At 68.6% G+C, this 13100-nt stretch carries 12 protein-coding genes; 8 read left to right on the forward strand and 4 right to left on the reverse strand.

The features are described 5' to 3' along the window. A complete protein-coding gene (locus tag D7D94_RS13730) occupies positions 1 to 1206 on the reverse strand; it encodes an MFS transporter (RefSeq protein WP_156243148.1) in 1206 nt (401 codons plus the stop codon). A 340-nt stretch (positions 1207 to 1546) separates the two neighbouring features. On the opposite strand from D7D94_RS13730, the gene nrdH reads away from it, so the two are divergent. Genes nrdH through nrdF form a run of 4 tightly spaced genes read left to right on the forward strand, consistent with a single transcriptional unit; the run spans position 1547 to position 5428 of the window. Beyond that, positions 1547 to 1780 carry a glutaredoxin-like protein NrdH gene (gene nrdH, locus D7D94_RS13735; RefSeq protein WP_156243149.1) on the forward strand — a complete coding sequence of 78 codons (234 nt, stop codon included), beginning with the start codon at positions 1547 to 1549 and terminating at the stop codon, positions 1778 to 1780. A 27-nt stretch (positions 1781 to 1807) separates the two neighbouring features. Beyond that, positions 1808 to 2266 carry a class Ib ribonucleoside-diphosphate reductase assembly flavoprotein NrdI gene (nrdI, locus tag D7D94_RS13740; RefSeq protein ID WP_156243150.1) on the forward strand — a complete coding sequence of 153 codons (459 nt, stop codon included), beginning with the start codon at positions 1808 to 1810 and terminating at the stop codon, positions 2264 to 2266. Beyond that, on the forward strand, positions 2245 to 4404 hold the full coding sequence (gene nrdE, locus D7D94_RS13745; protein ID WP_156243151.1) for a class 1b ribonucleoside-diphosphate reductase subunit alpha: 2160 nt from the start codon (positions 2245 to 2247) through the stop codon (positions 4402 to 4404). The genes nrdI and nrdE overlap by 22 nt, the downstream gene beginning before the upstream one ends. Positions 4405 to 4453: 49 nt before the next feature. After that, positions 4454 to 5428, forward strand: a complete 975-nt coding sequence (gene nrdF, locus D7D94_RS13750; protein ID WP_156243152.1) for a class 1b ribonucleoside-diphosphate reductase subunit beta — start codon at positions 4454 to 4456, stop codon at positions 5426 to 5428. A gap of 807 nt (positions 5429 to 6235) precedes the next feature. On the opposite strand, the gene D7D94_RS13755 is transcribed toward nrdF, so the two are convergent. Then, the gene (locus D7D94_RS13755) at positions 6236 to 6442 is read right to left on the reverse strand and encodes a hypothetical protein (protein ID WP_156243153.1); all 207 of its coding nucleotides are present in this window, start codon (positions 6440 to 6442) and stop codon (positions 6236 to 6238) included. Between the two features lie 104 nt (positions 6443 to 6546). Here D7D94_RS13755 and D7D94_RS13760 point away from each other — a divergent pair, with 104 nt between their 5' ends. Continuing rightward, a complete protein-coding gene (locus tag D7D94_RS13760) occupies positions 6547 to 6819 on the forward strand; it encodes a hypothetical protein (RefSeq protein WP_156243154.1) in 273 nt (90 codons plus the stop codon). 57 nt (positions 6820 to 6876) lie between these two features. Here D7D94_RS13760 and D7D94_RS13765 read toward each other — a convergent pair whose 3' ends face one another. Further along, positions 6877 to 8352 (reverse strand): CitMHS family transporter, encoded by a 1476-nt coding sequence (locus D7D94_RS13765; RefSeq protein WP_156243155.1) that lies wholly within the window; start codon positions 8350 to 8352, stop codon positions 6877 to 6879. A 176-nt stretch (positions 8353 to 8528) separates the two neighbouring features. Here D7D94_RS13765 and D7D94_RS13770 point away from each other — a divergent pair, with 176 nt between their 5' ends. From D7D94_RS13770 to D7D94_RS13780, 3 genes are all read left to right on the forward strand, one after another. Further along, entirely contained in the window at positions 8529 to 10196 is a 1668-nt protein-coding gene (locus D7D94_RS13770; protein WP_156243156.1) for a sensor histidine kinase, read from the forward strand. Further along, positions 10193 to 10837: a response regulator gene (locus D7D94_RS13775; RefSeq protein ID WP_156243157.1), complete on the forward strand. Its 645-nt coding sequence runs from the start codon at positions 10193 to 10195 to the stop codon at positions 10835 to 10837. The genes D7D94_RS13770 and D7D94_RS13775 overlap by 4 nt, the downstream gene beginning before the upstream one ends. Before the next feature lie 132 nt (positions 10838 to 10969). Continuing rightward, complete coding sequence (locus D7D94_RS13780; RefSeq protein ID WP_156243158.1) at positions 10970 to 12556, forward strand: HNH endonuclease signature motif containing protein; 1587 nt, start codon at positions 10970 to 10972, stop codon at positions 12554 to 12556. Between the two features lie 41 nt (positions 12557 to 12597). Here the strand turns inward: D7D94_RS13780 and bcp are convergent, their stop codons facing one another. Beyond that, positions 12598 to 13071 carry a thioredoxin-dependent thiol peroxidase gene (gene bcp, locus D7D94_RS13785; RefSeq protein WP_156243159.1) on the reverse strand — a complete coding sequence of 158 codons (474 nt, stop codon included), beginning with the start codon at positions 13069 to 13071 and terminating at the stop codon, positions 12598 to 12600. Positions 13072 to 13100: the final 29 nt, after the last annotated feature.

The raw sequence follows: 13100 nt of genomic DNA on the forward strand, positions 1-13100 counted from the left end.
CTACGGGTGGGTCTGCACAGGCTCCGTGTCGGGGATGGGGGACGCGTCGCGATGGCGGAGGTCTGGGAAGCCCTTCACGAACACCGCCGCGACGATGAGGCCGACCAGCACGAAGGCGAAGCTCGTGAGCATCGCGCCACGCGCGCCCACGCCGTCGATCATGAAGCCCGCGACCGCCGAGCCGAGAGCTGCGCCGATGAGCTGGCCGGTGTTGATCCAGCCGTACGCCTCGGCGGTCTCGCTGAACTTCACGCTGGCCGACGTGATCGCGAACGACATCGCCAGCACCGGGGCGATGCCGAGGCCGGCGAGGGCGAGCGAGCCGCCGAGCCACCAGGCGTTCAGGGAGACCAGGGTGAGCGCGATCCCCGCGGCCACGATGGTGAACCGGCGCGCCATGGACCAGGGCGACATCGGGATGTTGCCGAAGGCGAGCCCGCCCACGAAGCTGCCGACCGCGAAGACGGCCAGGATGAAGCCCGACTCTAGGGCGCCCTCGCCGAAGGAAGCCACCACGCCGGCCTCAGCGGCCGAGGTCGCCCCGATGAGGAGGAAGCCCAGCACCGTGGTGAGGATGACCGTGGGCGTGCGCAGCACGCGGCCGAAGGACCGGCGGCTGCGGGGGATGCGCACGCGGCCGAGCTCGGGGGAGAGGATGAACCAGAGCCCGCCGGCCAGCGTGACGGCGACGATCATGAGCAGTCCGACCACGGTCGAGACCTGCGTGGAGACGAACGTGATGAGCACGGGGCCGGCGATCCAGATGATCTCCTGCAGCGAGGCATCCAGGGAGTACAGGGCAGTCAGGCGCGAGGCGTTGACCATCTTCGGGTAGATCGTGCGCACGGCCGACTGGACGGGCGGTGAGGCCAGCCCCGCGATGAGACCGAACAGGATGGTCACCGGCAGCGGGGCGGGGACGAGCGCGAGCGCGGCGATGGCCGCCGCGGTGACGAGCGTCGTCGCGACGAGCACGCGGCGCATCCCCCAGCGGCCCATCCATCGGCTGGTCACGGGGCCGGCGACGGCCTGTCCGATCGACGTCGCGGCGAGGACCGTTCCGGCGGCGCCGTAGGAGTGGTGGATGTGCTCCACGTGCAGGAGCACGGCGAGTGCCAGCATGCCGCTGGGAAGCCGAGCGGCCAGCTGCGCAGCGATGATGCGCGCGACTCCCGGGGCGCGCAGCAGATCCCGATAGCCAGACACGCTCCCACGTTATCCGCTCGCGCTGGGCGCTCGGCGCGGTCGCCGCGACACGCCGGTCTGGCTGCTTCACAGCGGGGCGGATGTCGGTGGTCGCCGATAGCGTCCGGCCTGTGGAGAACGTCGGCGGCGGGACAGGAGATCCGCGCGAACCGGGCATTTTCGAGGGCCCGTCAGCGTTGTACTCCTGTGGAGGCATCGGTGGATGGAGCTGTGGGGAACGGTGGAGAATCACACGGATGTAACTACTAGCCCTAGTGGTGCCCCCGAAGGTCGGCACCCATATGTAGTATTGGAAGCCCGGCAGGGCATGCCGGCCGAAAACGGATCTGAGGGGAAAGACATGGCGATCACGGTCTACACCAAGCCTTCCTGCGTGCAGTGCAACGCGACGTACCGCGCGCTGGACGCCAAGGGCATCGAGTACCAGGTCACCGACCTCTCGCAGGACGCCGACGCGCTCGAGCAGGTCAAGGCGCTCGGGTACCTGCAGGCGCCCGTCGTCGTCACCGACGAGGACCACTGGTCGGGCTTCCGCCCCGACAAGATCGACGAGCTCGCCGCCCGCCTGGTCTGAAGCGCCGGGGAGGGGAGCGATGTTCACATGACCGCGACTCCCACAGCCACGGCGGCGCCCCTGCTCGTGTACTTCTCGAGCGTGTCTGGAAACACGGCGCGCTTCATCGAGAAGCTCGAGCAGCGCTCGCCGGGCATCCGCTCCCGGCGCATCCCGCTGCATCCGGGTGAAGGCCCTCTTCTCGTCGACGAGCCGTACGTGCTCGTCACCCCCACCTACGGCGGGGGAGCAGGACGCGGCGAGGAGAAGGGCGCCGTCCCCAAGCAGGTCATCCGCTTCCTCAACGATGAGGGCAACAGACGACTCATCCGCGGCGTGATCGCCGCGGGCAACACGAACTTCGGCGATGCGTTCTGCCTCGCCGGCGACATCATCAGCCGCAAGTGCCACGTGCCGCACCTGTACCGGCTGGAACTCTTCGGCACTCCGGAAGACATCGATCGCGTGAGCGACGGATTGGAACGATGGTGGAAGCAACAGCACTGACCGAGGCGGACTTCAAGCACAACGCGCGGTTCGACGGCATGGACTACCACGCCCTCAACGCGATGCTGAATCTGTACGACGCCGAGGGGCGCATCCAGTTCGACGCGGACAAGCGCGCCGCTCGGGAGTACTTCCTCCAGCACGTCAACCAGAACACGGTCTTCTTCCACTCGCTGCGCGAGCGCCTCGACTACCTCGTCGAGAAGGAGTACTACGAGGGCGCTGTCATCGAGCAGTACCCCTTCGAGTTCGTCGAGAAGCTCAACGCCTTCGCCTACGGCAAGAAGTTCCGCTTCGAGACCTTCCTCGGCGCGTTCAAGTACTACACGAGCTACACGCTCAAGACGTTCGACGGCAAGCGCTACCTCGAGCGCTTCGAGGACCGCGTCGTGATGACCGCCCTCGCGCTCGCCGACGGCGATCAGGACCTCGCGTGGAAGCTCGTCGACGAGATCATCTCGGGCCGCTTCCAGCCGGCGACGCCCACGTTCCTCAACGCCGGCAAGGCGCAGCGCGGCGAGCTCGTCAGCTGCTTCCTCCTCCGCATCGAGGACAACATGGAGTCCATCGCGCGCGGCATCAACTCCGCGCTGCAGCTCTCCAAGCGCGGCGGCGGCGTGGCGCTGCTCCTGTCCAACATCCGCGAGGCGGGCGCTCCGATCAAGCAGATCGAGAACCAGTCCAGCGGCATCATCCCCGTGATGAAGCTGCTGGAAGACTCGTTCAGCTACGCGAACCAGCTCGGTGCGCGTCAGGGCGCCGGCGCGGTGTACCTCTCCGCGCACCACCCCGACATCATGCGCTTCCTCGACACCAAGCGCGAGAACGCCGACGAGAAGATCCGCATCAAGACCCTCTCCCTCGGTGTCGTCGTGCCCGACATCACGTTCGAGCTCGCGCGCAACGACGAGGACATGTACCTCTTCTCGCCCTACGACGTCGAGCGCGTCTACGGCGTGCCCTTCGGCGACATCTCGGTCACCGAGAAGTACCGCGAGATGGTCGACGACCCGCGCATCAAGAAGACGAAGATCAACGCGCGCAAGTTCTTCCAGACGCTCGCGGAGATCCAGTTCGAGTCGGGCTACCCGTACATCATGTTCGAGGACACGGTGAACCGGGCCAACCCGATCAAGGGCCGGATCAACATGTCGAACCTCTGCAGCGAGATCCTGCAGGTGAACACGCCGACGACGCTCAACGAGGACCTCTCGTACGACCAGATCGGCAAGGACATCTCCTGCAACCTGGGCTCGCTGAACATCGCGCTCGCGATGGACTCGCCCGACTTCGGGCAGACCGTCGAGACCTCGATCCGCGCGCTCACCGCGGTGAGCGACCAGAGCCACATCCGCTCGGTGCGCTCGATCGAAGACGGCAACGACAAGTCGCACGCGATCGGCCTCGGGCAGATGAACCTGCACGGCTACCTCGCTCGCGAGCGCGTCTTCTACGGCTCGGAAGAGGGCGTCGACTTCACGAACATCTACTTCTACGCGGTGCTGTTCCACGCCCTGCGGGCGTCGAACAAGCTCGCGGCCGAGCGCGGCCAGGCCTTCGACGGGTTCGAGGACTCGACGTACGCCTCGGGCGAGTTCTTCGACAAGTACATCGAGCAGGAGTGGGTGCCGCAGACGGAGAAGGTGAAGCAGCTCTTCGCGAACCACCACATCCCGACGCAGCAGGACTGGATCCTCCTGAAGGAGTCCATCCAGAAGCACGGCATCTACAACCAGAACCTGCAGGCGGTGCCTCCGACCGGCTCCATCTCGTACATCAACAACTCGACGTCGTCGATCCACCCGATCGCGTCGAAGGTCGAGATCCGCAAGGAGGGCAAGCTCGGCCGCGTCTACTACCCGGCGCCGTTCATGACGAACGACAACCTGGAGTACTACCAGGACGCGTACGAGATCGGCTACGAGAAGGTCATCGACACGTACGCCGCGGCCACGCAGCACGTCGACCAGGGCCTCTCGCTCACGCTGTTCTTCAAGGACACCGCGACCACGCGCGACATCAACAAGGCCCAGATCTACGCATGGCGCAAGGGCATCAAGACGATCTACTACATCCGTCTCCGTCAGATGGCCCTCGAGGGCACGGAGCTGGACATGTGCGTCAGCTGCACGCTCTGACCTCCGGTCACCGAGCGACGCGAGACGAAACGGAAGAGGAACAACGAGGATGACCGAGAAGCTGCAGCTTCTGGACCACGTCCAGGCGATCAACTGGAATCGCGTCGAGGACGAGAAGGACGTCGAGGTGTGGAACCGCCTCACCGGCAACTTCTGGCTGCCGGAGAAGGTGCCGCTGTCCAACGACATCCAGTCGTGGAACACGCTGACCGAGCACGAGCAGCTGCTCACCATGCGCGTATTCACGGGTCTGACGCTGCTCGACACAGTGCAGGCCACCGTAGGCGCGGTGTCGCTCATCCCCGATGCGCTCACCCCGCACGAGGAGGCCGTCTACACGAACATCGCGTTCATGGAGTCGGTGCACGCGAAGAGCTACTCGTCGATCTTCTCGACGCTGTGCTCGACGCAGGAGATCGATGAGGCCTTCCGGTGGTCGGTGGAGAACCAGAACCTCCAGAAGAAGGCCCAGATCATCATGGAGTACTACCGGGGTGACGAGCCGCTCAAGCGCAAGGTCGCCTCGACCCTGCTCGAGAGCTTCCTCTTCTACTCGGGCTTCTACCTCCCGATGCACTGGTCGAGCCGCGCCAAGCTCACCAACACCGCCGACCTCATCCGCCTCATCATCCGCGACGAGGCCGTGCATGGCTACTACATCGGCTACAAGTTCCAGAAGGGCCTCGAGCGCGTCGACGAGGCGCAGCGCGCGGAGCTCAAGGACTACACGTTCTCGCTGCTGTACGAGCTCTACGACAACGAGGTGCAGTACACGCAGGACCTCTACGACTCCGTCGGCCTCACCGAGGACGTCAAGAAGTTCCTGCACTACAACGCCAACAAGGCGCTGATGAACCTCGGCTACGAGGCGATGTTCCCGTCCTCCGTGACCGACGTGAATCCCGCCATCCTGTCGGCGCTCTCGCCGAACGCCGACGAGAACCACGACTTCTTCTCGGGGTCGGGCTCGTCGTACGTCATCGGCAAGGCCGTCGCGACCGAGGACGACGACTGGGCGTTCTGAGGAGGCCGAGTCGGAGAAGGATTCGGACATGAAAGAGGCCCCCGCCCCACTGCTCTCCAAAGAGCGGTTGGGTGGGGGCCTTTCTCATGTCTGGCCACATATCGGACACGCACACGAGGAGAGGAGGTGAACATGGCCGGAAGCGGACACGCGCGTAGCGCGATCACCGGACGCTACGTGAAGGCCCCCGGTCGGCTGCTCCTATTGAGCGGTCGACCGGGGGCCTCTTCGTCTTATGTCACCGTGGCGGCCGTCCGAGTGCACCGATGAGGAAGCGGAGCACGGTGCCCAGCGTCCAGATGGCGATGGCGGGCCATGCGGCCGCGGCGAAGACGGCTACGTGGTCGGTCAGCGTAGGTCACCGGCCCCTGTTTCCCCCATTTTTCCGCTGATGCCGTCCGAGGTGCTTCGGGGGTGAAGGGAACCACCAGCGCGACGCCGAGTGGCGGTCGCGGCGCATGAGCTTACCTCTGCCATGAGTGGCAGTCACCCCCGGTGGCTGCCGCTTCGGCCGTCGGTATCCTGCGGGCATGAACCGACTGTCTCGGACGGCGCTCACCCTGGGCGTACTCGCCCCTCTTCTTCTCTCCGGATGCAGCGCCAGGGAATCAGGAGAGGATTCGCCCGAGCCCACCGCGACCGTCACGCCCTCGGCGCAGCCGACGCAGACGTCCGACACGCACGACGCGGATGATCACGGGGACTCCGACGACCGCGATGACTCCGACGACCGTGATGGCTCCGACGACCGTGATCCCGACGACACGGACGATCCCAACGACAGATAGCGCGAATTCGAGCCCGCGTCTACCGCGGCGCCGCGGACGCCTGACGACGGCGGCAGGGGGGGCACTCGCGCCCGCGCGTGATGCGCTCGAGCCGGCTGCCGGGCTTCGGACGCTGGAAGCGATTGCAACGGGGGTCGGTCCGCAGGTGCCAGTTCTGCACGGCGGCGGCCCGCTGCGGGGTGAGGGCCTCGATTCCGATGATGATCCAGGCGCTCAGCATCGCCATCCGCCCCCGTCTCGCACAGCACGAGATTACGCGGTCCGACCTGGGACGAACCAGGAAGGGCGCGTGACACCGGCGACGTCGGAGGGGTCTCGTACCCTGGAGTCGTGCTCGTGGGTGTGATCAGAAGAGATGATGGCGGACAGCTCGAGGCCGAGGCCGAGACGCAGGCCGAGGTGAGGGAGGCGCTCGAGGCGCAGGTGCCGGCGGGCCACGTGCTCACCGATGCGCGGGTCGCCATGGTGAAGCGCTCCACGCGGATCAGCGCGGTCGGCCGCTACCGTCACACCGAGATCGCCGAGATCGAGGCCGACGACATGACGGCGCTCGAGGCGAAGGTTCCCGAGGGTTGGAAGCTCATGTCTGTCCGGTCGCTCTGACCGGAGAGGCATCGAGGGCTCCCCGCGCGCACGCGGGGAGCCCTCTGTCAGAACGCGTCAGCCCAGCGGCACCGATCCGACGAGGATGCCGACGGCGAGCATGACGAGCGAGACGACGAGGGCACGCCACAGCACCTTCTTGTGGTGATCGCCGAGGTTGACGTTCGCCAGCGAGACCAGCAGCAGGATGGCCGGGACGAGCGGGCTCTGCAGGTGGACGGGCTGGCCGATCACCGATGCGCGCGCCATCTCGACCGGCGCGATGCCGTAGGTCGCCGCGCTCTCCGCGAGGATCGGCAGGATGCCGTAGTAGAACGCGTCGTTCGACATGAAGAACGTCATCGGGATCGACAGCAGCCCGGTGATGACGGCGAAGAACGGGCCGAGCGCCGGCGGCACGATCTCGACGACCCAGTCGGCCATCGCGGTGACCATGCCCGTGCCATCCAGCACGCCGACGAGCACGCCGGCGGCCAGCACCATCGAGACGACGCCCACGATGCTCGGCGCATGCGCGACGATCTCCGCGCTCTGCTCCTTCAGCTTCGGGAAGTTCAGCACGAGGGCGACGCCGGTGCCGATCATGAAGACGAACGCGAGCGGCATGACGTCGAGCACGAGCAGCACCATGACGGCGACCGTGAGCGCGAGGTTCAGCCAGATGAGCTTCGGCCGCAGCGTCGGCCGGTCGGGGCTCAGCATGGTGTCGGCCATCGCGGTGTCGCGCTCGTCCTCGGTGAGGACCGCGGGGCCGGCCGAGCCGGAGCCCTGGATCGTCAGCATGTTCGTGGTGCCGAGCACGGCGCGCGCACCGGGGGTGCCGACGCCCGAGCGGAGCTGGGGAACGCGCATGCCGAAGCGTCCTGCGCGCGTGCTGCCGCCGTCCGCCGGGATGTCGTCGAGCGCATCGAGCGAGAGCCTGCCGATGCGGCGGCGCTCGGAGAGCCCGAGCAGCCACGACAGACCGAGCGCGACGGCGAGGCCGACGGCGAGGGACGGGATCATCGGCACGAACACGTCGGTGGGCTGCAGGCCGAGCGCGGTGGCGGCGCGGACGGTCGGGCCGCCCCACGGCACGATGTTGAGCGTGCCGTTCATGAGGCCGGCGACGCACGTGAGGACCACGGGGCTCATCCCGAGGCGCAGGTAGAGCGGCAGCATCGCCGACGTCGTGATGATGAACGTGGTCGAGCCGTCGCCGTCGAGCGAGACCGCACCGGCGAGGAGCGCCGTGCCGAGCACGACCTTCGCCGGGTCGTTGCCGAGCGTGCGCGTGATGAAGCGGATGAGCGGGTCGAACAGGCCCACGTCGATCATGATGCCGAAGTACATGATCGCGAACATCAGCAGCGCGGCGGTGGGCGCCATGTCGCCGATGGCCGAGAGGACCATGTCGCCGATGCCCAGCCCGGCGCCCGCGAAGAGGCCGAAGATGGTGGGCACGAGGATGAGCGCGACCATCGGCGTGAGCCGCTTGGTCATGATGAGCACCATGAACGCGAGGATCATGGTGAAACCGAGGATGACGAGCATCTGACGTCCTTGTCGTCGTGCCGCGTTCGCGTCGTCGCGTTGCGGCGGTGGAGCGTACGCGGCGACGATACGGCGAGCGGACGGCCCGGGTCGGGATGCGCGCATTGCGCGAGGATCTGCGCGTTGAGTCAGTTGTGCGCATTCTGCTCACTCGGTCGCGCGACGATACTCGACGTATGCGGTTCACCACGCGCGTGTTCGCGATGCAGCTCCTCGCCGCCACCGCGGTCATCGCGGTGTGCGTGTCGGCGTTCGCGCTGCTCGGCATCGGACAGCTGCGCGACGAGGCCGAGTCGACGGCGCTCGCGGTCGCCCGCACGGTCGCCAGCGACCCGCAGGTGCGCGCCGATGTGGCGGGCTTCGCGGGGCGGAGCGATCTCGACGCGGCGACCCTCGCCGACGGCGCGCTGCAGGAGTACGCGGCAGGCATCGTCGACCGCACGCAGACGCTGTTCGTCGTCGTCGCGAACGACCTCGGGCTGCGTCTCGCGCACCCGGATCCGGACCTCCTCGGTCGGCGGGTCAGCACCGACTTCGCCTCCGTGATCGCGGGCGAGGAGGTCATCGCCTGGGAGCGGGGGACGCTGGGGGAGTCGGTGCGCGCGAAGGTCCCCGTCTTCGCTCCGGATGGCGGCAGGATCGTCGGCGAGGTGAGCGTGGGGTTCGCGCCGGCTCGGGTCTTCGCCGACGCGCCGCTCCTCGTCGGCCTGTTCGTGCTGATCGCGGTGGTGGCGCTCGCGGTGGCCGCGCTCGTCTCGGTCGTCATCCGCCGTCGGCTCGAGCGCCTGACGCGCGGCGTGCAGCCGGAGGAGCTGGGCGGTCTGCTGCAGAGCAGAGCCGCGGTGCTCGAGGGGGTGCACGACGGGGTGCTCGCGGTGTCGGACGACGGGGTCGTCCGCGCGGCCAACGCGCCCGCGCTGCGGGTGGTCGGCGACGATGACGCGGTGGGGCGGCACATCGACGAGCTGGACCTCCCGCCGCGCCTCCGTACAGCGCTCGACCGCGCCCTGGGCGGCGACTCCCTCGTCACCGGCGAGCTCGTGCTGTCGGAGCAGGTCGTCTACGTCGAGGTCCGCCGGGTGGGGCACGAGGGGCGCTCGCTCGGAGTCGTCGCGGTGCTGCGCGACCGCACCGACGTGGTGGCGCTGGCGGAGCGGCTCGACGCCGTGCGCGCGGCGACCAACGCCATGCGTGCGCAGCGGCACGAGTTCGCGAACCGGATGCATGCGGTCCGCGGCATGGTCGCGGCGGGGCGGACCGCGGAGGCGCAGGAGCTCCTGTCGGAGTTCGCCGCCCGGGGTGCTCTGCCGGAGGAGGCGGGGGTGCCCGTCGCCGAGCCGTTCCTGCGCTCGTTCCTCGCGTCCAAGAGGATGGAGGCGCGCGAGCGCGGCGTGGAGCTGCGTGTGGGAGAGGACACCCTCCTCCTCGGCGTCGTCGCCGAACCCGAGGATGTGGCCGCGGTGCTGGGCAACCTCGTGGACAACGCCGTGACGGCGGCCGCCGCCGGGGAGGAGCCTCGGTGGGTGGAGGTCTCGCTGCTGGACGACCGGGACGAACTCGCGCTCACGGTGACGGACTCGGGGATCGGCGTCGACCATCCCGAATCGGTCTTCGATCGCGCTCGGGCGGCGGAGGAGGACGAGACCGGACGGGTGCACGGACGGGGGATCGGCCTTCCGCTCGCCCGCCGCTTCACGCGTCGACGGGGCGGCGAGCTCTGGCTCGCGGAGGCGCGTGGCGGCGGCCACGGCGCGGTGTTCGCCGCCCGGCTTCCCGGGGTCATGCGGGCCGCGGGCGACGACGAGCTCGATGGTGCCATCACATCGGAAGAGGGAACGGCATGACGAACGAGATCCGCGTCCTGATCGTCGACGACGACTTCCGCGTCAGCGGCATCCACCGAGACCTCGTCGCCGCTCGGCCGGGCTTCACCGCCCTGCCGCCCGTGAGGGACGCGGCATCCGCACGCATCGCCATCCGCGACATGCGCCCCGACCTGCTGCTGCTCGACGTCTACCTGCCGGATGGCGATGGCATCGAGATCGGACGGGAGGCCGGGATCGATCGGTTCGTGCTGAGCGCCGCTGACGACGTGGCGACGATCCGCCGGGCGCTGACGAGCGGCGCACTTCACTATCTCGTGAAGCCGTTCGACCCCCGCGCACTTCAGGATCGGCTCGACCGCTATGCGCGCTTCCGCAATCTGCTCTCCACCGGCAGTGCGACGCAGGAGACCATCGACCGCGCGGTGAGCGTGCTCCACGGCGGCGCCGTGCCGGCGCCGGCCCGGGCGGGGACGCAGCAGGTCATCCTCGATGCGCTCGCCGCGGGGGAGGCGTCGAGCGTGGAGATCGCCGAGCGCGTCGGCGTCTCGCGTGCGACCGCGCAACGACACCTCGCGGAGCTCGCGGCCCGTGGGGCGATCGACGTGACGCTCCAGTACGGATCCGCAGGGAGGCCCGAGCATCGGTACCGGCTGAGCTGATCCCAGTTGTTCTTCTGTTCGATTTTGTGGCGCTAATGTCGGCGGTCTGTGCTAGCGGCGAGTGCTCGCGATTGACCTTTTGATCTGGGAAAAGTGGTTGTCCTAGTCGTATCTCTGTTCTATAATGAGGGCATGGCGAAGAAGCCAGTGCATCTCGACCCGAGCGACGCGGCCCGGCAGGCCGCCGCGCAGCTCGACGGCGCTGCTCCCTCGGTTCGCGAGCTGAGGGATGCGGATCTCGTCGCCCTGGTCGGCGTCGTCGAGCATCTCGGTCGAGCCGTCGACGCTCTGCGCGTTCGAGTCGCCGGGGAAGTGGCTTTCCGGTCGTGCCGGGCGGATGACGCGGCGCTGGCAGACCGGTACGGGTGTCGCACGGGGACCGAGCTGCTCGAGCGCCTCACCGGCGCCTCGTCGCGCGAGCTGCGCGGGCGCGCTCGGCTCGATGAGAGCACCCGCACGCGCACCGCGCTCACCGGAGAGGACCTCGCGCCTCGCCTGGAGCACGTGGCCGCGGGCCTCGCCTCCGGGCTGCTGGGAATGGAAGCCGCGGCCGGGATCATGAAGGCGGTCGACACCGCTCGTCGTGGCGGTGGCGACCCGGAGCGCGTCGAGCTGATGGAGCGGCACCTCGTCGCGATCGCGACCGGGACGATCGATCCCGACGCGCAGCCCGGCGATGGGGCGGACGACGAGGAGGGCCGCTCCGAGGCGGATCCGCTGGCGACGCTCGCCCCGGTGCCGCCGCTGTCGGTCGTCAACCTGCACGCGCAGGCGTGGATCGACGTGCTCACCGCCGACGGTGCGGAACCCGATCACGACGGCGCCATGCGTCAGCGGTCGCTGACCCTCACGCCGCTTCCGAGCGGCGCGTTCCGCATCAACGGCGTGCTCGTGCCGGAGGCGGGGGCGCTGCTGCAGGCGCTGCTCTCCGCTCACACCAACCCCGCTCGGAATGTGCGCTTCACGTCGGATGGCGATGTGCGCGGGGAGAGCGATGGCGGCGGCGCGGGAGAGGGCGGCGAGGGCGGTGCTGCGCAGTGGCCGGAGGTGGAGCTCCCGCCGCCGGATGCGATGCCCGATACGCGCAGCGCGACCCAGAAGCGCCACGACGCGCTGATGGCCATGCTGGAGGCCGCGTCGCGCGCGGCGGAGACGCCGAGTCTGGGCGGGGCCGCGCCGACCGTCATGGTGCACGTCAGCGCGGATGATCTGGCCCGGCAGGCGAACGCGTCAGGGGCGGCGTTCACCCGGCCGGTGGCGCACCTGGATGGTGTCGACGCGCCGGTGCCTCTCGGGGTGGCCGAGCGCATCGGCTGCACCGGCGACATCCTCCGGGCGGTGTTCACCGCGGAAGGTCGGCTGCTGTCTCTCTCCAGCGTGCAGCGGATCTTCACCGCGACGCAGCGGAAGGCGATCGTCGCCCGCGATGGCGGCTGCGTCATCCCGGGCTGCACGATCCCGGCGGCCTGGTGCGAGATCCATCACGTGCAGGATTACGCGCAGGGTGGCCCGACGACCACGGACAACGGTGTCCTGCTCTGCTGGTGGCATCATCACCACCTCGAGCAGTCGGGATGGGCCATCCGGATGAGGGGCGGCGTGCCGTACCTCGCCCCGCCCGCCTGGATCGACCGCGCGTGCCGGCCGCGTCCCGCGCAGGGCTCCGCGACCCGGCTGCGCAGCAGGCTGCGCCGCACCCTGGTGTCGAGGCGGACGTGAGCCGCAGCGCTCGCCGGGGCAGCGAGCGGGAGGGTCCGGGTTCAGGCGTCGATGCCGAGTTCGCGGCGCAGGCGCGCCACGTGACCGGTGGCCTTGACGTTGTAGAGAGCCTTCACGATGACGCCGTCCTCGTCGAGGACGAATGTCGAGCGGATGACGCCCTGCACGATGCGGCCGTAGTTGCTCTTCTCGCCCCAGGTGCCGTACGCCTCGTGCACCGAACGCTCGGGGTCGCTGAGGAGCTCGAAGGTGAGTCCGTCTCGGTCCCGGAAGCGGCGCAGCTTCTCGGGCAGGTCGCGCGAGATCCCGACGACCGTGTACCCCGCCGACGCGAGCGACCCGAGGCTGTCGCGGAAGTCGCAGGCCTGCTTCGCGCAGCCGGTCGTGAGCGCCTCGGGGTAGAAGTACAGCACGACCCTCTGCCCGCGCAGGTCGGAGAGCGAAAGGCTCTTCTCGTCCTGGTCGAGGAGCGTGAAGTCAGGGGCGGGGGTACCGGGTTCGAGGCGGGTCGTCATAGCGTTCCAGCCTATCGACCATGACGGAT

Origin of the sequence: Microbacterium oryzae (assembly GCF_009735645.1) — a bacterium.
GTDB classification, from domain to species: Bacteria; Actinomycetota; Actinomycetes; order Actinomycetales; family Microbacteriaceae; genus Microbacterium; species Microbacterium oryzae.